General features: G+C 40.4%; 21 protein-coding genes and 1 pseudogene. 12 read left to right on the top strand and 10 right to left on the bottom strand.

The genetic code is table 11. From position 1 onward, the window contains the following. Nucleotides 1–63 precede the first annotated feature (63 nt). Nucleotides 64–1,020, top strand: coding sequence for a glycine-rich domain-containing protein (locus tag IRB79_RS13640; protein WP_243503020.1), 957 nt, complete (start codon nt 64–66; stop codon nt 1,018–1,020). A gap of 216 nt (nt 1,021–1,236) precedes the next feature. Then, a complete protein-coding gene (locus IRB79_RS13635; RefSeq protein ID WP_243503019.1) occupies nt 1,237–2,406 on the top strand; it encodes a D-alanyl-D-alanine carboxypeptidase family protein in 1,170 nt (389 codons plus the stop codon). Between the two features lie 122 nt (nt 2,407–2,528). On the opposite strand, the pseudogene IRB79_RS13630 reads toward IRB79_RS13635, so the two are convergent. Together IRB79_RS13630 and IRB79_RS13625 are read right to left on the bottom strand one after the other, a co-directional pair. Beyond that, nucleotides 2,529–3,886: pseudogene (locus IRB79_RS13630) on the bottom strand (IS1182 family transposase). 176 nt (nt 3,887–4,062) lie between these two features. Continuing rightward, a complete protein-coding gene (locus tag IRB79_RS13625; RefSeq protein ID WP_048011629.1) occupies nt 4,063–4,308 on the bottom strand; it encodes a YkuS family protein in 246 nt (81 codons plus the stop codon). A gap of 103 nt (nt 4,309–4,411) precedes the next feature. Between IRB79_RS13625 and IRB79_RS13620 the strand changes: the two genes are divergently transcribed. Further along, on the top strand, nt 4,412–4,549 hold the full coding sequence (locus IRB79_RS13620) for a YuzL family protein (protein ID WP_243503018.1): 138 nt from the start codon (nt 4,412–4,414) through the stop codon (nt 4,547–4,549). A gap of 41 nt (nt 4,550–4,590) precedes the next feature. Here the strand turns inward: IRB79_RS13620 and IRB79_RS13615 are convergent, their stop codons facing one another. After that, complete coding sequence (locus IRB79_RS13615; RefSeq protein ID WP_243503017.1) at nt 4,591–6,210, bottom strand: ABC-F family ATP-binding cassette domain-containing protein; 1,620 nt, start codon at nt 6,208–6,210, stop codon at nt 4,591–4,593. Between the two features lie 180 nt (nt 6,211–6,390). Here IRB79_RS13615 and IRB79_RS13610 point away from each other — a divergent pair, with 180 nt between their 5' ends. From IRB79_RS13610 to IRB79_RS28040, 4 genes are all read left to right on the top strand, one after another. Beyond that, nucleotides 6,391–6,837: an FAS1-like dehydratase domain-containing protein gene (locus tag IRB79_RS13610; protein ID WP_243503016.1), complete on the top strand. Its 447-nt coding sequence runs from the start codon at nt 6,391–6,393 to the stop codon at nt 6,835–6,837. Next, on the top strand, nt 6,837–7,220 hold the full coding sequence (locus IRB79_RS13605; protein ID WP_243503015.1) for a MaoC/PaaZ C-terminal domain-containing protein: 384 nt from the start codon (nt 6,837–6,839) through the stop codon (nt 7,218–7,220). The genes IRB79_RS13610 and IRB79_RS13605 overlap by 1 nt, the downstream gene beginning before the upstream one ends. Before the next feature lie 30 nt (nt 7,221–7,250). Continuing rightward, nucleotides 7,251–9,608: a penicillin acylase family protein gene (locus IRB79_RS13600; RefSeq protein WP_243509406.1), complete on the top strand. Its 2,358-nt coding sequence runs from the start codon at nt 7,251–7,253 to the stop codon at nt 9,606–9,608. Between the two features lie 104 nt (nt 9,609–9,712). Continuing rightward, nucleotides 9,713–9,847 (top strand): hypothetical protein, encoded by a 135-nt coding sequence (locus IRB79_RS28040; protein WP_256816508.1) that lies wholly within the window; start codon nt 9,713–9,715, stop codon nt 9,845–9,847. Nucleotides 9,848–9,887: 40 nt separating this feature from the next. Here IRB79_RS28040 and IRB79_RS13595 read toward each other — a convergent pair whose 3' ends face one another. From IRB79_RS13595 to IRB79_RS13585, 3 genes are all read right to left on the bottom strand, one after another. Further along, nucleotides 9,888–10,487: an SCO family protein gene (locus IRB79_RS13595; protein ID WP_243503014.1), complete on the bottom strand. Its 600-nt coding sequence runs from the start codon at nt 10,485–10,487 to the stop codon at nt 9,888–9,890. 147 nt (nt 10,488–10,634) lie between these two features. Further along, on the bottom strand, nt 10,635–12,119 hold the full coding sequence (locus IRB79_RS13590) for an aldehyde dehydrogenase family protein (RefSeq protein WP_243503013.1): 1,485 nt from the start codon (nt 12,117–12,119) through the stop codon (nt 10,635–10,637). A gap of 218 nt (nt 12,120–12,337) precedes the next feature. Then, nucleotides 12,338–13,555: a NupC/NupG family nucleoside CNT transporter gene (locus tag IRB79_RS13585; protein WP_243503012.1), complete on the bottom strand. Its 1,218-nt coding sequence runs from the start codon at nt 13,553–13,555 to the stop codon at nt 12,338–12,340. A 365-nt stretch (nt 13,556–13,920) separates the two neighbouring features. Here IRB79_RS13585 and IRB79_RS13580 point away from each other — a divergent pair, with 365 nt between their 5' ends. The 3 genes from IRB79_RS13580 (at nt 13,921) to IRB79_RS13570 (ending at nt 14,563) form a co-directional block, all read left to right on the top strand. Continuing rightward, nucleotides 13,921–14,025 carry a YjcZ family sporulation protein gene (locus IRB79_RS13580; protein WP_243503011.1) on the top strand — a complete coding sequence of 35 codons (105 nt, stop codon included), beginning with the start codon at nt 13,921–13,923 and terminating at the stop codon, nt 14,023–14,025. 144 nt (nt 14,026–14,169) lie between these two features. Further along, a complete protein-coding gene (locus IRB79_RS13575) occupies nt 14,170–14,379 on the top strand; it encodes a YozQ family protein (RefSeq protein ID WP_243503010.1) in 210 nt (69 codons plus the stop codon). A 22-nt stretch (nt 14,380–14,401) separates the two neighbouring features. Next, complete coding sequence (locus IRB79_RS13570; RefSeq protein WP_243503009.1) at nt 14,402–14,563, top strand: hypothetical protein; 162 nt, start codon at nt 14,402–14,404, stop codon at nt 14,561–14,563. Nucleotides 14,564–14,699: 136 nt separating this feature from the next. Here IRB79_RS13570 and IRB79_RS13565 read toward each other — a convergent pair whose 3' ends face one another. Further along, the gene (locus IRB79_RS13565; protein ID WP_243503008.1) at nt 14,700–15,758 is read right to left on the bottom strand and encodes a sulfite oxidase; all 1,059 of its coding nucleotides are present in this window, start codon (nt 15,756–15,758) and stop codon (nt 14,700–14,702) included. A 144-nt stretch (nt 15,759–15,902) separates the two neighbouring features. Here IRB79_RS13565 and IRB79_RS13560 point away from each other — a divergent pair, with 144 nt between their 5' ends. Beyond that, complete coding sequence (locus IRB79_RS13560; RefSeq protein WP_243503007.1) at nt 15,903–16,652, top strand: YqjF family protein; 750 nt, start codon at nt 15,903–15,905, stop codon at nt 16,650–16,652. Nucleotides 16,653–16,685: 33 nt separating this feature from the next. Here IRB79_RS13560 and IRB79_RS13555 read toward each other — a convergent pair whose 3' ends face one another. Further along, the gene (locus tag IRB79_RS13555; RefSeq protein ID WP_243503006.1) at nt 16,686–16,823 is read right to left on the bottom strand and encodes a hypothetical protein; all 138 of its coding nucleotides are present in this window, start codon (nt 16,821–16,823) and stop codon (nt 16,686–16,688) included. Between the two features lie 135 nt (nt 16,824–16,958). On the opposite strand from IRB79_RS13555, the gene IRB79_RS13550 reads away from it, so the two are divergent. Further along, the gene (locus tag IRB79_RS13550) at nt 16,959–17,096 is read left to right on the top strand and encodes a cold-inducible protein YdjO-related protein (RefSeq protein ID WP_019379870.1); all 138 of its coding nucleotides are present in this window, start codon (nt 16,959–16,961) and stop codon (nt 17,094–17,096) included. Between the two features lie 55 nt (nt 17,097–17,151). Here the strand turns inward: IRB79_RS13550 and IRB79_RS13545 are convergent, their stop codons facing one another. Then, nucleotides 17,152–17,394: a transcriptional regulator SplA domain-containing protein gene (locus IRB79_RS13545; RefSeq protein ID WP_243503005.1), complete on the bottom strand. Its 243-nt coding sequence runs from the start codon at nt 17,392–17,394 to the stop codon at nt 17,152–17,154. A gap of 19 nt (nt 17,395–17,413) precedes the next feature. Beyond that, nucleotides 17,414–17,602, bottom strand: a complete 189-nt coding sequence (locus IRB79_RS13540) for a hypothetical protein (RefSeq protein WP_243503004.1) — start codon at nt 17,600–17,602, stop codon at nt 17,414–17,416. Nucleotides 17,603–17,621 lie beyond the last annotated feature (19 nt).

The following is a 17,621-nucleotide window of genomic DNA, read 5'->3' as shown; positions in this document are numbered from 1 at the left end:
CCCTGCTAAATATTGTAAATTTCATATATAATTGAAACATATATATAAATTGGGGGAGGTTCTATGGAGATATTTTTGTTTACTTTTGGTGTGATTTTCGCTGCCATAGTCATTAAAGTTCTGGTGACTGGTTCGAAAGGAGATCCCTTTATTAAAGATGAGCCATTTCCTGAACATCTGGGAATTCAGTCAGACGACTATCTGCCAATGATTCAACGATTAGAAAAATCGTTGCCTGAAGGGTACAGGGAGAATATAAAAAATCGTGTGCTGAGAGTGCACCCAAAATGGAAAGACTACGCATATAATTGGGCATTTTTCGAGTTAAAAAGATATTTTGTGATGAATGCTATATTGAAAACAGTGCCTATGTTCAGCAGTAAAGCGGACGAAATATGGCATGAAATGCTAATGTTTACTCGTGAATATGATCAGTTTTCAAAAAACTTCTTCGGTGAATACCTGCACCATTCCCCAAATATGGATAGCACCCCAATTCCCGGTGAAAGGGCTTTTTTTGACTGGGTGTACTTAACCCTTTTTGAAGCAGGCCATAATAGCAGAAGAATTTGGGGAAGCTTTTTGCAAAATCCAATAAAAAAGGAAATACTTGACGATTTTGGAAGGATGAATGAGACTGAACTGTTAAATAAGTATTTCAAGGCAGGAAACGATTGGCTTGAATTGAAAAAGAAAATTATAGAAAAACTGAAGGATGAAATTTCTGAAGCAGAATCAGTGAAGCTTGGGAAAAAGCCGCTGGAATTTACTAAGCCCGGCTCTGTCAGCCAGTATTCCTATCTGTTGTTTCCAGCCGTGTATTTTTCGGTTTATGAACCAGATGGGTTCGAGGACAATATGAACGAACTTCTCCCCCCGGAACTCGCAAAAGACAGTGCTGCTGGAATGGTTTACTGCTCCGGCTTCTCATGCAGCAGCCATGGTGATCATGATTCAGGAGGAGGACATGATTCAGGCGGCTCCAGCTGTTCGAGCTGTGGCGGCGGATGTTCAAGCTAAAAAGCAGTCCAATTGGATTGCTTTTTTGTTTTTCAAAATTTTAGGCTCTTGTTGTTTTGGAAAAGATAAAAGCAGGTAATTTCCTTTCATTATCAATCTTCTCAAATTACGGCATTAAATTTTCAATTATGTAACAATTTATAAATTTGATATAAGTATGCATGAATTGTCTGGTACAATCAGTATTGATTATCGGTTTGAATTGGATGTGTATTCATGAAGAAATTGCTTGCTTTCATCCTGCTATTATTCAGTTTTCCGACTGCATATACAGCAGCTGAGGAAACAAAAGACCCTGAAATTATCAGTGAAGCCGCAATCGTAACAGATTCTGAATCAGGTACTGTTCTGTATGCAAAAAATGAGGATAAAAAGATGTACCCGGCCAGCTTGACGAAAATAGCAACAGCCATATATGCCATTGAAAATGGAGACTTAAATGACATGGCAACTATAAGCAAGAAAGCAGCAGAGGTTGAAGGAACACGAGTTTATTTGGAAGAAGGAGAAAAAGTGCCTTTAAAAAAGCTCGTTCAGGGAATGCTGATTAATTCAGGAAATGATGCTGCCTGGAGCATTGCTGAGCATCTGGACGGCAATATGAAAGCATTCTCAGAGAATCTTAATCGCTATCTTGAAGAGAGTGCAGGATTAAAAAATACTCACTTTGTTAACCCTCACGGTCTGTATGATGAAAACCACTATACAACGGCAGGGGACCTTGCAAAATTAACTAATTACGCCCTGAAAAATGAGACCTTTAGAGAAATCTATGGAACAAAGGAACTGAAGTGGACAGGAAAGTCATGGGACACCACCATCTATACTCATCACAGGATGCTTAAAGGTGAGGTTCCATTCGAAGGAGTAACAGGGGGAAAAACCGGTTTCGTAGATGAAGCTAAACAGACCCTCGCCACTTCTGCAGAGAATGATTCAATAAAGTTAACGGCCATTGTGTTAAAGGCTGATTTCAAGCGGGATATTTATAATGATACAAAAAAACTTTTGAACTATGGATTCGGCAACTTTGAAACTGCGACACTGAGCAGCACTGACGTTTTTCCTTCTGATGGAAAAACCTATACAACTGGCGGTGAAAATGTAGCCATAACTTTGCCAAAAGGAAACTACGAAGAAAAAATTACAGCAAAAGGAAAGCTGCAGATTAAGGGTGATGACGGAAGGATCATTCAATCTGTAAAGCTTCTGGAAGACAAACAAGATGAAGTGGCTTCAAGCCAGCTGAAAACAGATAAAGAGCCTGAGAAAGAGACAACTGGGTACTATGGCAGAGTCGGGTTAACGATATTTTTATTTGGGATCTTTATTCTATTATTAAGGAAAAATCTTAAAGCAAAAGCCAGAAGAAGAAGACGGGTTTAATGCCCGTCTTTCAGTTTGTAGACAAAAGGGGTTCGGAATAGTCTCATTCCGAACCCCTTTTTTGATTTTTTATTGGATTTGAAGGGATTTTAGAGAATTCTAGACCTCTCCGAGGTCATCATTTAGGCCATTTCTGGACTTTGCCAAGTCCAGTTGGCCATCTTCTTCAAATTCATGGCAGCGAAAGTAAGCATCGCCTGCATCGACAATTTTTTAAGTCCCCTTAGGGTTGTCCAACGCATGCCATGCTTTTCTTTTGCATCTGCGAATACACGTTCAATTGTTTCTTTGCGTTTCTCATAGATCGGTTTGACGTCTTGATGGTGACGAAGGTGATCTGCTTCTTCCACGTGTTCCTCCCACACATGTCGTTGAATCAGTTTTTGATGTGCTTGACTCTGTGTGCATTGAGACAAGAAAGGGCATCCAGCACAAATTCGCGGATCTGATTTATATTGACGATACCCTTCCTTTGTAGTCGTTGTATATTTTAATATCTCACCAGCTGGGCAAATGTAACAGTCAAAATGCTCGTCATAAACATACTCATGTTTTCTGAAGTAACCCTCTTTTGTGCGAGGTCGTGTGTAAGGTAAAGCAGGTGTGATATCGTTTTTCAATAAGTAGCTCGTGATGGCAGGTGTTTTATAAGCTGCGTCTGCCGCAACAGCTTCTGGTTTACTAACTTTCTCGATGACTTGTTCAACCAATGGCTCTAAAATATGACTATCATGCGTGTTACCCGGGGTTACAATTGTGCCTAGCACGAAGCCGTTGCGGTCTGCGGCCGCATGGAAAGAATAGGCGAACTGTTTTGTACGCTCATCTTTTACATAGTAGCCACTCTCTGGGTCCGTTGTACTCTCCTTAATTTCTTTGTATTCTTCCTTATCAAACTTATCTGGTGGAAACGGCTTTTTTCCATGATCCTCACGGTCTTGGTTAATCTCCTCTTGAAGGCGTTCTTGATAGGCACGTGTTTCTTTTCGAACAACTTTCTTTTCAAATTTGCGCTTATTTGCACTCGCTTTTACATGCGTAGAATCTACAAAAACGTGTTCAGCACTAATTAAATTCTTTTCAGTTGCAGTTTTTAAGATTCGGTAAAATATCTGTTCAAAGAGATCGGTGTTTTTAAATCGGCGCTCATAGTTTTTACCGAAAGTTGAGAAGTGAGGAACTTTATCGTGGAAACCATAGCCTAAAACCATCGATAAGCCATATTCGTTTTCAATTCTTCAATTGTTTGACGCATGGAGCGAATACCGAAGGTATATTGAATAAATGAGAGTTTAATTAATATTACAGGGTCAATACTTGGGCGCCCTACCTCTGAATACATATCTTTTACCAAGTCATAGATGAATGAGAAATCAATCGCAGCCTCAATTTTGCGAACCAAATGGTCCGCTGGTACAAGTTCGTCTAAAGCAATCATTTCAATTTGATCCCGTTGAATTGGATTATGTTTTGAAAGCATTTTACTCACCTCAAGCATTGTATTACTTCTATTTTAAAATAAAAAAGACTGAAGACAAGCACGATTTTCATCGAGTTTGTCGACAGTCTGGAAGACGGGTTTAATGCCCGTCTTTTTTATTGCATGTTCTTCTGAAAAAAGACTAAAGAATTTCTCTTTAGTCTGTGGACATTCTTTTATTGCATTCTTTGCTCCACCTGACGGCATACCTCATCCGCCGATAGGCCGCTTGCTTCAATGACAGAAGCCTTTGTAGAAACATCCTGCATACCCATCACATTTGAATCAACACCGCTCACTACACAGCAGGAGCAGTTCTCAGCATCATGCGCCGACTTCATATCAACCACTTCATATCCTTTTTGGCGAAGCGCTTCAGAAACATTTGTTAAGGATTGTTCAACCGCTACTCTTTTCGTCAATGTTAACACCTCCTCCGTTTGTTAGATTGGCTTTTGTGCTCCAATTTTATTCCATGGATAAAAAAAGCCTTAACACGAAACAGTAAGAAAGGAGGTGTTTAATATGAGCAAACGCAAAAAAGACCCTTCAAAGGCTGGACTAAGTTCCCCAAACATCGAAGGGCAAGGTACAACCAATATGGAAACGGGCAGCAGAACGGCTTCTTCTGCACGACATAAAAAGAAAAAACAAGACCTTTAACAAAACTAAAAGCAGGAGGCTATTCCTCCTGCTTTTACTGTTTACTGATACATTTCAGCAACTTGTTTTTGAATGGATGAATCTTCTAAATACTCATCATAAGTCATTTGCTTATCGACAATGCCAGCCGGTGTGATTTCAATAATGCGGTTGGCAATAGTTTGAATGAACTGATGGTCATGTGATGCAAAAATCAAAGACCCTTTGAAATTAATCAGACCATTATTCAATGCCGTAATGGATTCCAAATCAAGGTGATTGGTCGGCTCATCCAGCATTAGTACATTTGCACCGCTAAGCATCATTTTGGAAAGCATGCAGCGGACTTTTTCTCCACCGGAAAGAACGCTTGCTTTCTTTAGAACCTCCTCACCAGAGAACAGCATTCTTCCAAGGAAACCTCTCAGGAAGCTTTCACTGTCATCTGCTGGTGAGAATTGACGCAGCCAGTCTACAAGGTTCAAATCAGAATTCTCGAAGAACTCAGAGTTATCATTAGGGAAATAGGACTGAGAGGTTGTAACACCCCACTTATACGTTCCTTCATCCGGCTCCATTTCACCAGTCAATATTTTAAATAGGGTAGTTTTCGCCAATTCGTTCGTGCCAACTAACGCAATTTTATCATCTTTGTTCATGATGAAGCTAACATTGTTCAGAACTTTAACACCATCAATTGTTTTGCTGAGGCCGTCTACCCGAAGCAGATCATTTCCGATTTCACGGTCAGGTGAAAATCCGACATACGGATATTTTCTTGAGGATGGTCTAATGTCATCCAAAGAAATCTTATCAAGAAGCTTTTTACGCGAAGTTGCCTGCTTGGATTTTGATGCGTTTGCACTAAAGCGGGCAATAAAGCTTTGCAGTTCCTTGATTTTTTCTTCCTTTTTCTTATTGGCATCCTGAGCCATCCTTTGTGCAAGCTGGCTTGACTCATACCAGAAGTCATAGTTCCCAACGTAAATCTGGATCTTTCCAAAGTCAAGATCGGCAATATGCGTACATACTTTGTTTAAGAAATGACGGTCATGGGATACGACAATAACAGTATTCTCAAAGTTGATCAGAAATTCTTCAAGCCATTGGATTGCTTTGATATCCAAGTGGTTTGTCGGCTCATCCAGCAAAAGAACATCCGGCTTGCCGAAAAGGGCCTGCGCAAGCAAAACTTTTACTTTTTCCGAACCGGAAAGGTCAGCCATTTTTTTGTCGTGAAGCTCTTCTTCGATGCCGAGCCCTTTCAGCAAAATAGCTGCTTCAGATTCTGCTTCCCATCCGTTCAGCTCTGCAAATTCACCTTCAAGTTCCGCAGCCTTCATGCCATCTTCATCAGTGAAATCGGCCTTCATATAAATCGCATCTTTTTCCTGCATCACTTCATAAAGGCGTGCATGTCCCATGATGACTACTTTTAATGCTTCAAACTCTTCGTATTCAAAATGATTCTGTTTCAGGACAGCAAGGCGCTCGCCGGGACCTAAGTGAACACTTCCTGATTGTGCCTCAATCTCACCTGATAAAATTTTAAGAAAAGTTGATTTTCCGGCACCATTTGCTCCAATCAAACCATAGCAATTGCCAGGTGTGAATTTAATATTAACATCTTCGAATAGTTTGCGGTCGCCGTATCGAAGACCTACATTACTGACAGTTATCATATTATTTTTATTCCTCCAAATACATAATCCTTAAAAGTATACCACTTTCAGCGCGTAATCGCGAATTCTTCTTAATGCAATCTATCGGTTTCATAAAAGTTCAGAAAATTAAAAGGAAGCAGCAGGTAAAAGTCGAATACATAAAGATTATAAACATAATGAGAGGAAGTGCTTTTAGTAATGGAATCTCTTTTAAAGGAAGATGTAAAAATAAAACCTTTCCGCTTCACAATCGAGAGGGGAAAAATCAGGGAATTTGCTATGGCAATTGGAGACAGGAATCCTATTTATTATGATGCGGACATCGCGAGAAAAGAGGGGTACAGAGACATCCCCATTCCGCCCACATTTCCGACAGCCATAGAGATGTGGGGAGGATTGGATTTCGAAACCCTAATCAGCCTATTCGGCCTTGACCCGCTTAAGGTTCTTCACGGAGGACAGGAATATCGCTATATGGGGGAAGTATGTGCTGGCGATACAATAACTGCCGCTCCTCAGTTAATATCAGCATTTGAAAAGAGGAATCTCCGTTTTATCACTATAGGAATTCATTACAAAAACAAGGAAGGATTCGAGGTTCTATATTCGGAATCTACCATAATCGAAAGAAGGGGAACAGATTAATGAGCGAATTAACAGCGATTCATAAACCCGAGATTACACATACACAGCTGGTCAAGTATGCAGGAGCATCCGGAGATTTTAATCCAATTCATACAGTAGTACCGATTGGGGAAAAAGCGGGATTGGACGGTGTGATTGCCCATGGGATGCTCATTATGGGAATGGCAGGCGAAGCACTGGCTGATTGGTTTCCGAGAAAAGATCTGAGAAAGTTCAAAGTGCGCTTCAGCAAAATGACGCGTCCTGGCGAGAAACTGACAATAGAAGGAAGAGTGACAGGGGAAATAATAGAAGAGGAGGAGAAGAGACTGACAGGAGAAGTATCAGTTAAAAATGAAGCTGGTGAGCTAAAGCTTTCCGGTCAGTTCGAAATAAAAATATAATATAAAGGAAGGATTTCTATGGAAGGCAATATTGGGGTCCAGCTGAAGCCAAAATCCAAGTGGAAGAAATACTCACTTTGGACCTTTGCAATCATATTAGTGTTATTGGCTGCGGCATTTTTTGTTATGTTTGGTTATTTATCACGCTCGATCCCTAAAACAGAAGGAGAGATCAAAATTGGATCCATTTCTGCAGAAGTTAGGGTTAATCGTGACGGCGATGGCGTTCCTCACATACTTGCAGACAATGAAAGGGACCTTTTTATTGCACAGGGATATGTGCAGGCTCAGGATCGCCTGTTTCAAATGGATTTAAGCAGGCGGCAGGCATCTGGCAGATTAAGTGAAGTAGTTGGGGAAGTGGCGGTTGAAAATGATAAATATTTTAGGACACTTGGACTGAGAAGGGCCGCAGAAGCATCCTATGAAGCATATTCCACGGAAGCAAAACAGATTTTAGGCTGGTTTGCAGAAGGAGTAAATCTTTATATTAAAGAGGTTAAAGAAAACGGAAAATGGCCCCCTGAATTTTCCATACTTGGCTATAAGCCTGAAGAATGGGCTCCAGTAGATTCACTTACTATAGGCAAATATATGGCATATGATCTTGGAGGACACTGGGAAAGCCAGGCATTCCGCTATTATCTCCTTCAGCATTTTCCGGAAGATAAAGCGTATGAATTATTCCCCTCATATCCGGAAGAAGCCCCTTACATAATAGGAAAACACAACTTAAATATTGAAGAAAGCTTTGCAAATGCAATCACTCCGCCTGAATTCAACGGAAGCAATAACTGGGTTGCAGCCGGCAGCAAAACGGCATCCGGGAAGCCAATTCTTGCAGATGATCCGCATTTATCACTCAGCACACCTTCCATCTGGTATCAGATGCATTTGCAATCCCCGGAAATGAACGTCAGCGGAGTCATTTTTGCCGGCATTCCGGGCATTATACTCGGTCACAATGAAAACATTGCATGGGGAGTAACCAATACAGGACCAGATGTCCAGGATTTGTATATTGAAAAAAGGAATCCTGCCAATAAAAATGAGTTTCTATTCAATGAAAAATGGGAAAAGGCAGAAGTAATTGAAGAACCAATTAAGGTAAAAGACAAAGATCCAATTAGCTTTCAAGTAACGATTACACGCCACGGACCTGTGATTTCGGAATTTGCTGCAGATAGCGGTAAAGATACCGTTCTTTCTTTGCAATGGACTGCCCTTGAACCTTCAAAAGAACTGGAAGCCATTCTAAAAATGAATAAATCATCGGACTGGAATCAATTTGAACAAGCATTGGAATTATTTCATACACCAGCACAGAACTTTGTATTTGCCTCGCCTGATGGAACAATAGCTTATAAAGCAAACGGTAAAATCCCCATTAGAAAGAAAGGAGACGGACTGCTGCCAGTGCCTGGCTGGTCGGATGAATACGGCTGGGAAGGCTTTATACCTTATGATCAGCTGCCAAAAGCGATTAATCCAAGAGAAGGTTATATCTCAACTGCAAACAATAAGGTTATGGATGACAGCTATCCATACCATATAAGTCATGATTGGGCACAGCCTTATAGGCAAAGGCGAATACAGGAATTCCTGAATAGCCAGGATGATCTTACAGCAGATGATATGATGTCTCTGCAGATGGATCAGAAAAACCTGCAGGCAAAGGAATTTATACCCATTTTCCTGTCTGAAATTAGAGAACGATCTTCCAATCTTGAAAAAGAAGCTTTATCCGTACTGAGTAAATGGGATTATAACGACAGCAAAGATGATGCAGCCCCTCTCATTTTCAATCTTTGGATGAAAAGCATATCCGATGTTCTTTTTGAGGATCAGATATCACCAGAAATGAGGAAGCTCTTTAAAGGGCAAAAGCAGGCGGTGGATGAATTATTGAGAAATGCAGCAAATGGCAGGGAAAGCCGCTGGATAGAAGAAAAGGGAGGACTGGAGGAAGTCCTTTCGCGATCATTGAGTTCAGCAGTGAAGAAAGCTGCAGATCTTCAAGGAAATAACCTGTCAGAGTGGAAATGGGGAGACTATCACCAATTAGCCTTTTCCCATCCACTTTCAAGTGTAAAACCTTTAAACTTCTTGTTTAATAGAGAAGGGCGGATTCCTGTTGGCGGAAGTTCAGTCACTGTCCAGGCGGCAGCCAATAAAGAAGATGGCACAGTAAATCATGGAGGCTCGTGGAGATTTGTGATGGACACGCAAAACATGAATACTGCCTATCATCTTGTGGGACCGGGACAATCAGGACATCCTCTAAGCCCGTGGTATCATGACCAGATGAACGGCTGGGCAGAAGGGATCTATCATAAGACAACTCTCAATGAAGAGAAGACCAAGCATACACTCTTATTAAAACCTTGAAAAAGCTTCCTAAAAATCATAAAATGTTTCTTTTTGTTCATAGTTTTTTCATATTTTTCATGTACAATATTAATCATACAGGCAGGGAAAAAGGAGTTTTTCAAATGGCTAAAAAGCAGCTGGTTGATTTGGTAAACAGATTAAAGAAATCCGGTATTAAAGTAAGCTTTTCAAAGCCAAGATCCAAAACTTTAATACTCATTAACCAAAACAAAAATTTATCTTCTTCTGCGAATTAGGTTAAAAAAAGTGGCGGATCCAGAATCCGCCACTTTTTTATTATATTTGCTTCATGATCTTATTGAAAACATCATTCTTATCAAAATCTTCTCCCATTGGGAACTTCTTAATAAACTTATTATTCTCGTCAAGCAAATAAACAAATGTGCTATGAACGTAGAAACCATCACCGGGATCACGGTATTGAAATTGAAACGTGTTAGCGAGCTCCTGAATTTCTGACTGATCTTTTTTCAGTTTATCAGGCTCTGCAGTAAGAAAGATCCAATTCCCATCATTTTCGATTTCAAAGGTATTTCTATATTTTCGAAGAACCTCTGTGGTGTCTCTATAGGGGTCGATCGTTACAGTAATGAATTGCACCTTCTCCCCAAAGACACCCTCTTTGCTAAGATCGCCTTTCAGCAGATTCATCCTTTGTGTAGTAGTCGGACAAATATCCGGACAGTGCGTATAAATAAATTCAACAAGCTTCAGTTTTTTATCTGATTCTGCAAAGTCATATACCTTCTCATCATCGGTTAAAAGTGTAATATGATCAGGTATTTTGGCTGTCATATCACGAATGATAAAAAAAGAAATGCCGGCTGCTATGCCTAATATTACAATAATAGCGGATATAATATATACTTTTTTCATTATTTCCCCTCCCAATATAAGGATAAATAATATCCATCAAAAATCCTATGGATAATCTGTGAACTTATTCTGCAAACAGAGAAATATTGAAGGGGAAGGAAAGCAATAAAAAAGGAACCCCGCAAGGTTCCTTTTTTGATTCGTCTATTACTTCATTGAAATCCAAACACTCTTAACTTCTGTATAGTTATCCAGAGCGTATGATCCCATTTCACGGCCGATACCGGATTGCTTATAGCCGCCAAATGGAGATGCAGCGTCAAATGCGTTGTAGCAGTTCACCCAAACTGTACCTGCGCGGAGTTTGTTGGCCACATAGTGTGCATTTGCCACATCACGAGTCCAAACGCCTGCAGCTAAACCATATTCACTGTTATTAGCCCGGTTAATTAATTCGTCTATGTCATCATAAGGCATGGCCGAAATAACTGGTCCGAATATTTCTTCTTTCGCAATCGTCATTTCGTCACGAACATCAGCAAAAATAGTAGGGGAGACGAAGTAACCTTGCTCTTGCGGCTTGTCGCCTCCTGCTACAAGCTGAGCACCTTCGCTTAGGCCTTTTTCAATGTACCCGAGAACGCGGTTTTGCTGCTCAGCAGAAACAAGCGGGCCAATTTCTGTGTCAGCATGAATACCGGCACCTTGTTTAATTTTTTTGGCATGTGAAGCCATGTCAGCAACAACATTATCAAACTGCTTTTTTTGTATGAAAACACGGGAGCCGGCACAGCACACCTGACCCTGGTTAAACATAACACCGTTCAGAGCTCCTGGAATAGCCTTTGATAAATCAGCGTCTGGCAGAATGATATTTGGAGACTTACCGCCAAGCTCAAGCGTAACGCGCTTTAAAGTCTTGGAAGCATTGGACATAATCAGTTTGCCTACTTCAGTAGAACCAGTAAACGCAATTTTATCTACTAATGGATGATCGACAAGCGGCTGGCCAGCTGTTTCTCCGAAACCTGGAACAATATTCACAACCCCTGGAGGGAAGCCGGCTTCATCCATCAGCTCAGCAAGATATAAAGCAGAAAGAGGTGTTTGCTCTGCTGGCTTAAGAACAACCGTACATCCTGTTGCAAGGGCTGCACCCAGCTTCCACATTGCCATAAGGAGAGGGAAGTTCCAAGGAATGATTTGCCCAACCACACCAACTGCCTCATGGCGAGTATAGTTGAAGAATGGCCCGCTGACAGGAATAGTCTGGCCGACAATCTTCGTAGACCAGCCTGCATAGTAGCGCATATGTTCAATAGCCAGAGGAATATCGGCATTAGTTGTTTCACGGATCGGCTTACCATTATCCAATGTTTCAAGCTGTGCTAATTCTTCACTGTTTTCTTCCATAAGATCAGCAAGCTTGTACATCAGACGGCTGCGCTTAGAGGCGCTCATTTTTGACCATTTGCCCTCATCAAAAGCCTTTCGGGCTGCTTTTACTGCCAGATCAATATCTTCTGCGCCGGCTTCGAAAACAGAAGCAAGAACTTCTCCTGTAGCCGGATTATACGTATCAAACGTTTTCTGTGATTTGCTTTCAACAAATTCACCATTGATATATAATTTCTTCTTTCCGCTTAAAAACTTTTCTACCTTTTCTTTTAAACCTGCAGTTAGCTGACTCATATAATTCCTCCTTAAAATAGTAGTCTATGTATTTCCATGGTGCAAAACTTTTAGAAGAATACTTATGGTAACGCTTACAATCATACTTTAACATTAACAAAAATATAAAATCAACTCTGAATTAAAATAATTTTCAGATAACGTTCGACAATTCTCGCCCTTCCAAATTCACTTCAATAAAAAAGCATACCGGATTAATCCAGTATGCTATAAAACTATTAAATTAACATTCCTGCAATTGCTGCACTTAATAGTGAAGCAAGTGCTCCAGCTATTACAGCACGAATTCCAAGCTTGGCTATATCGTTCCTGCGGTCAGGAGCAAGGTTGCCCAGTCCGCCGAGGAGAATGGCCATAGAGGAAATGTTGGCAAATCCGCAAAGCGCGAAACTCACTACTGCAACAGTCTTAGGAGACAGGCTGCTGATTTCCGGAGCGAAAGCTGAATAAGCAACAAATTCATTTAAAACAAGCTTTTGGCCGATATACCCGCCAGCCTGTACAGCTTCAGCCCATGGAACTCCTACTGCAAATGCGAGCGGTGCAAAAACAAATCCAAGAATGGTTTCCAGTGTAAGATTTTCAAATCCGAAAAGTCCGCCTGCAAATCCGATAATTCCATTGATAAGAGCAACCAAAGCGATAAAAGCAAGAAGCATAGCACCGATGTTTAATGCAAGCTGAAGTCCGACACTTGCACCGCGTGCGGCAGCGTCTACCACATTTACTGAATCAGTATCTTTTTCAATAGTTATGTCGTCTGTTGTCTCTGAAACTTCTGTTTCAGGAATCATAATTTTAGCCAGGACAAGGCCGGCAGGTGCAGCCATGAAGCTTGCGGCAAGCAAGTATTCCAATGGTACCCCAAGAAGGGAGTATCCTATAAGAACTGAACCGGCAACTGATGCAAGGCCTCCGGTCATAACAGCAAACAGTTCTGATTTCGTCATTTTGTTCAGGAAAGGGCGGACAATTAATGGAGCTTCCGTTTGTCCGACAAAAATATTGGCTGCTGCAGACATGGATTCTGCCTTGCTTGTTCCAAGCAGTTTGGACAAACCTCCGCCAATGACCTTTATAATCACTTGCATAACCCCAGTATAATAAAGCACAGATATTAGGGAAGAGAAGAAGATTACTGTAGTCAGCACCTGAAAGGCAAAGACAAATCCAACTCCAGATCCTTCCTGGAATAATCCTCCGAATAGAAAATTAATGCCTTCATTTGCATAACCGACAATATCATTTACTGCAAAAGTTAGTTTTTCTAATGCTTTTTTACCAAGATCCCATTTGAGTACAGCAAATGCAAACGCAAACTGTATGGCCAGTCCGCCAAGAATTGTACGAAGATTGATCGCTTTCCGATTTGAAGAAAGGAGAAAAGCAATCCCCAATACAGAAGCAACCCCTAATAAACCCCAGATAAAATTCATGTTGACACCTCATTTGTTGAATTTAGAATAATGAAAACGTTTTTACGAAACGCCAAAAATATAGACCTCTTATTTAAGAGGTTTGTGAATAGACGTCAGACATCTAACTTGATTACATGTCCATTTTAACATGAATCCGCTTGCAGTAAAGAGTTTTTTTCTTGCCAGGTTAAAATTGTTGATTAATCTCCTATTTTGTTCACATTTTCAATGTTTCCAGTCTCTTTAAATGGGCCAATAACTGTAAAATCCTTCATAGCTTAAAAAACATATCTTCGATTTTATTTTCATTCCTCCATTATAATTGCCCATTCGGGACAAACATCATTTTCATACACTGTCACTAGATGTCAGGAGGTGTTAGAATGGGTGCAGGTGCAGGATGTGGCGGCGGTTTTGCTTTAATCGTTGTCCTGTTTATACTTCTAATCATTGTTGGTGCTGCTTTCGTTGGTGGAGGCTTCTATTAATATCAAATAAATTTACAGCGCAAAAAATCTGCCCGTGCTTGGGCAGATTTTTTTTTCAGCCTTCCTGTTTGAAATGAATCAGTATGATTATCGGTTTAATGTCCAAAATAAGGATAGTTGTTAATCTAGAAGGAGGGATTCAGCATGAACAAAAAAGACAAAAATGATGGCACGAATATTGCAGGCAGATCTTATGAGACTGAAGATTATAACAGGAATGATCAGCTTTCATCAGGCCTGGCGACAACCCATGAACAAGTGAGTGACGCATACATGGAAGGACAGGCGGATGCCGTAATTGAAGACGTTGTCGGGGTGGATATTTCCATTCCGCGCAAAGGGTATGATGAATAATTCATAGTAAGGAGGCAATTCAATGGCACCAAAAGATGCTCAAGATGATCTAAGTCAGTACAAAATGCCAGAAGTTCTCAGGAAAAAGAGAACATCCTCCTATCGGGTGGGATACCAGGCTACAACAGGCAACCAGACACCTGGTGAACCTGAAGCAGGTAAGAGAACAGATGAAGAAAATTAAAATCTGTTCCTCATGGATAGCTGATTGAGATTGCAGCCGTGATAAAATGGATATCAGAAAGAGAGGATGGTAGAACATCTTCTCTTTTGTTTATGACTATATTTGGACATTTGGGATATTGCACCTGTAAGCAGGATTATTCCACTTGAATTTTTATCTTTTGCACAGCATTATATCCATATCCTTTTCTGTTCCAGTAAGGCTTTATTGGCTGTAAAACGCCCTCTGAATCGCTGGCCCTCACAAGAATGGTATGCTCACCCTTATATGCCTCCCAATCAAGATGCCACTTTACCCAGGAAAATTTTTCGTTTTCCCTGTATATAAGCGAGGCCTTTCTCCAAGTATCCCCATGATCTATGCTTAATGCCACCTCATTAATTGTTCCAGTGCCAGTCCAGGCAATTCCTTTTATAGCATGAAATCCTTCTTTAATAATGGAATAATTCAATGGCTGCTGGATTGTGCTATTAACATTCATGGCCGTAACAGGCTTTTTATCCAAATCGCTGTCTTTATAAGGATAATAAACATAAGCTTTTGATTGAAAAGGACCATTAAATTCATGCTGAATAATAAAAATATTCCTAAGCCACTTGACGGAGGCCATTGCATACCATTGAGGCACGATCAGCCTGAATGGATACCCATGCTTATAAGGTATGGGCTTGCCGTTATACTCATAAGCTACAATGGTATCTTCACTGAGTGCCTTTTCAATTGGCAGGCTTCTGGCAAAGTAAAAGGATTCTTTCAAATCTTTGCGCTCACCAAAATCCATTCCTGCAAACACAGCTTCTTTACTTCCATCCAATAGTCCGGCTTTATCCAGCAGTTCCTTTAAAGGCACTCCCTTCCATTTCCCCTGACTGACTGCTCCTTCTTCCCATTGCTCACCAAAAACCTTTGGTCTAAATTTCGCTCTGTTATTGCCAGCGCATTCCAGAGGGACCAGAATGGTTTTGGATGGAAAGCGGGAAAGTTCACTTAAAGATATTTCCATCGCTTTATTCACGTTCCCGCTAATGGACAAGAATAAATTCTGAGGGTTAATTATCGGGTAGGAAAAATGGTTTCTTAAATAAAAATAATCCTGCGGTGTTTTCCAACGCTCCAGAAAATGAATGGGAGACTCCTGATTTTCAGGAGACAGACTTAGTGTTTTCAGATAAGGTGCTGAAAACTGACTATTCATGAACCATCACCTCCATTCATAAATACAATGCAATGCCCAAGGTTAGAACTATAGACAATCAACACTTCATTTATGCCAGCTAAGTTTAATACCGGCATTATGAGGAATAATCATTTATATAACATGTTGAAGGGCGGTAAGGGAATGAAGGAAGAATTGAAGATAACAGGACACAGGCCTTTTCCGCTGCCTGATAAACCCTGGGTTATGGAACAAATATGGACTGATGTTTTATTTGCTCATTGGCCAGTACCTGCAGAAATAATGGAAGAACACATCCCTTCACAGTTAACATTAGATACATACAACGGTACAGCATGGGTTGGAATTGTACCTTTCTGGATCAGTAAAATTAGGGTGCGCGGCTTGCCGCCATTGCCAATTATGAAATCAATGAATGAATTGAATGTAAGGACTTATGTGGAATATGAGGGCATGAAAGGCGTATATTTTTTTAGCCTGGATGCAGACAACTTTTTAGCCGTAACAGGGGCCAGAATATTGTATTTCCTTCCATATATGAATGCCGAAATGCAAGTTAGCAAGTGTGAAGGACTAATTAATTATGAAAGCAGGCGAACACACAGCCATTCAGAGAGCGGCCAATTCAAAGCCGATTATAAGCCAATATCAAGCCCCTTCAATTCAAAACCAGGAACACTTGATGAATGGCTGACTGAAAGGTATTGCTTATGGGTAACAAAAGGTGAAAAGGTTTTTCGCGGGGATATCCATCATACAAAATGGCAGCTGCATGAAGCTTCCTGCACGATACATCAAAACACTTTAGCTTCATTTTTGCCCCGCAAGTACTTTAAAGGCGAACCGATAGTACACTACTCTCCGGAAAAACATGCTTATTTCTGGCCTTTAATAAAGGTTGCTTCACCATAACTAAAGATTGATCTAATTAATGCATCCAATACCTTATCTCTTAAAGTAAATTTCTGCAAGCAGTTTTTTTGCTTCATTGTATGATAGCCCTGATTGGCTATTCAGCCTTTTCACTTCATCAATATCAGTTCCTGCTATAGTAAGGTTTCTCTTTTTATCTCGGCGGTCCATTGGATCACCTCCTATTCAAATTTTGTTCAAAACATTTTCAATAATTTTCTCTTTTCTTGGCCATACTAAGAAAAAAAGGGGGCGTTTCCAATTTTTTTCAATAAAAAAGGCCAAGATGACAAGCCAGAAGTTGTAATGCTGGACACAGAGGTGTATTCCTGCAATAGCTGCAATGGCTGGATGAGAAAAGATTTTGCCTCTTCAGATTTAAAATGCCCATTATGCGGTGATGAAACAACTGCCGAAATGAGGGAATTGCCTCAAATTCTATAATCAAGTTTTAAAGAAAGACTGTTGTCCATTAAAAAACAGTCTTTCTTTATTAGATTCAATAATCTCCATATAATTCCTGAAAGGCCTGTTCTGCGTCCTTTTCTGAAGAAAATAAGGCATCATCTTCTTCTATTAAATGGAATGACTCATTAAGAAATAGGGCAACTGCGTCAGGGTTTTTTGGATGTGGAACAATTTCAGCTGGTCTTACGTTTGCTACACTGGGAGTATGAGGATTATGATAAATTACATACACCTCATCACCTGTCTTTACTTCTTTCGGATCAATCGTTTCCATGGATGTTCACTCCCATTTATTATAGGTTTTCATTTTGCTGGCCAATTTCTTTTGCGCCAATTATGGCATTTGCAGCTTCCAGCTGTTCATGTTCATCTATTGAATCTCCGGCAATATTTTTTAAATTAGGAAATTGGCCATTCGTTTCGATTGTCACGGTCTCTTCTTTCGGTGCTTGTGTCAGGTACTTTTCTTCTTTCTCTTTCATGCATAATACTCCTTCAGTT

The sequence above is a fragment of the Cytobacillus oceanisediminis genome, assembly GCF_022811925.1.
Classification (GTDB): domain Bacteria; phylum Bacillota; class Bacilli; order Bacillales; family Cytobacillaceae; genus Cytobacillus; species Cytobacillus oceanisediminis_D.
This window is presented reverse-complemented; position numbering and strand designations above follow the sequence as displayed.

What these genes read in the sequence shown, in the direction of transcription:
- IRB79_RS13605 (WP_243503015.1), top strand. Translation starts at nt 6,837, where the DNA reads ATGAGCGAATTAACAGCGATTCATAAACCCGAGATTACACATACACAG.
- IRB79_RS13580 (WP_243503011.1), top strand. Translation starts at nt 13,921, where the DNA reads ATGGGTGCAGGTGCAGGATGTGGCGGCGGTTTTGCTTTAATCGTTGTC.
- IRB79_RS13565 (WP_243503008.1), bottom strand. Translation starts at nt 15,758, where the DNA reads ATGAATAGTCAGTTTTCAGCACCTTATCTGAAAACACTAAGTCTGTCT.
- IRB79_RS13570 (WP_243503009.1), top strand. Translation starts at nt 14,402, where the DNA reads ATGGCACCAAAAGATGCTCAAGATGATCTAAGTCAGTACAAAATGCCA.
- IRB79_RS13540 (WP_243503004.1), bottom strand. Translation starts at nt 17,602, where the DNA reads ATGAAAGAGAAAGAAGAAAAGTACCTGACACAAGCACCGAAAGAAGAG.
- IRB79_RS13545 (WP_243503005.1), bottom strand. Translation starts at nt 17,394, where the DNA reads ATGGAAACGATTGATCCGAAAGAAGTAAAGACAGGTGATGAGGTGTAT.
- IRB79_RS13575 (WP_243503010.1), top strand. Translation starts at nt 14,170, where the DNA reads ATGAACAAAAAAGACAAAAATGATGGCACGAATATTGCAGGCAGATCT.
- IRB79_RS13640 (WP_243503020.1), top strand. Translation starts at nt 64, where the DNA reads ATGGAGATATTTTTGTTTACTTTTGGTGTGATTTTCGCTGCCATAGTC.
- IRB79_RS13550 (WP_019379870.1), top strand. Translation starts at nt 16,959, where the DNA reads ATGCTGGACACAGAGGTGTATTCCTGCAATAGCTGCAATGGCTGGATG.
- IRB79_RS28040 (WP_256816508.1), top strand. Translation starts at nt 9,713, where the DNA reads ATGGCTAAAAAGCAGCTGGTTGATTTGGTAAACAGATTAAAGAAATCC.
- IRB79_RS13555 (WP_243503006.1), bottom strand. Translation starts at nt 16,823, where the DNA reads ATGGACCGCCGAGATAAAAAGAGAAACCTTACTATAGCAGGAACTGAT.
- IRB79_RS13615 (WP_243503017.1), bottom strand. Translation starts at nt 6,210, where the DNA reads ATGATAACTGTCAGTAATGTAGGTCTTCGATACGGCGACCGCAAACTA.
- IRB79_RS13590 (WP_243503013.1), bottom strand. Translation starts at nt 12,119, where the DNA reads ATGAGTCAGCTAACTGCAGGTTTAAAAGAAAAGGTAGAAAAGTTTTTA.
- IRB79_RS13620 (WP_243503018.1), top strand. Translation starts at nt 4,412, where the DNA reads ATGAGCAAACGCAAAAAAGACCCTTCAAAGGCTGGACTAAGTTCCCCA.
- IRB79_RS13595 (WP_243503014.1), bottom strand. Translation starts at nt 10,487, where the DNA reads ATGAAAAAAGTATATATTATATCCGCTATTATTGTAATATTAGGCATA.
- IRB79_RS13560 (WP_243503007.1), top strand. Translation starts at nt 15,903, where the DNA reads ATGAAGGAAGAATTGAAGATAACAGGACACAGGCCTTTTCCGCTGCCT.
- IRB79_RS13635 (WP_243503019.1), top strand. Translation starts at nt 1,237, where the DNA reads ATGAAGAAATTGCTTGCTTTCATCCTGCTATTATTCAGTTTTCCGACT.
- IRB79_RS13610 (WP_243503016.1), top strand. Translation starts at nt 6,391, where the DNA reads ATGGAATCTCTTTTAAAGGAAGATGTAAAAATAAAACCTTTCCGCTTC.
- IRB79_RS13585 (WP_243503012.1), bottom strand. Translation starts at nt 13,555, where the DNA reads ATGAATTTTATCTGGGGTTTATTAGGGGTTGCTTCTGTATTGGGGATT.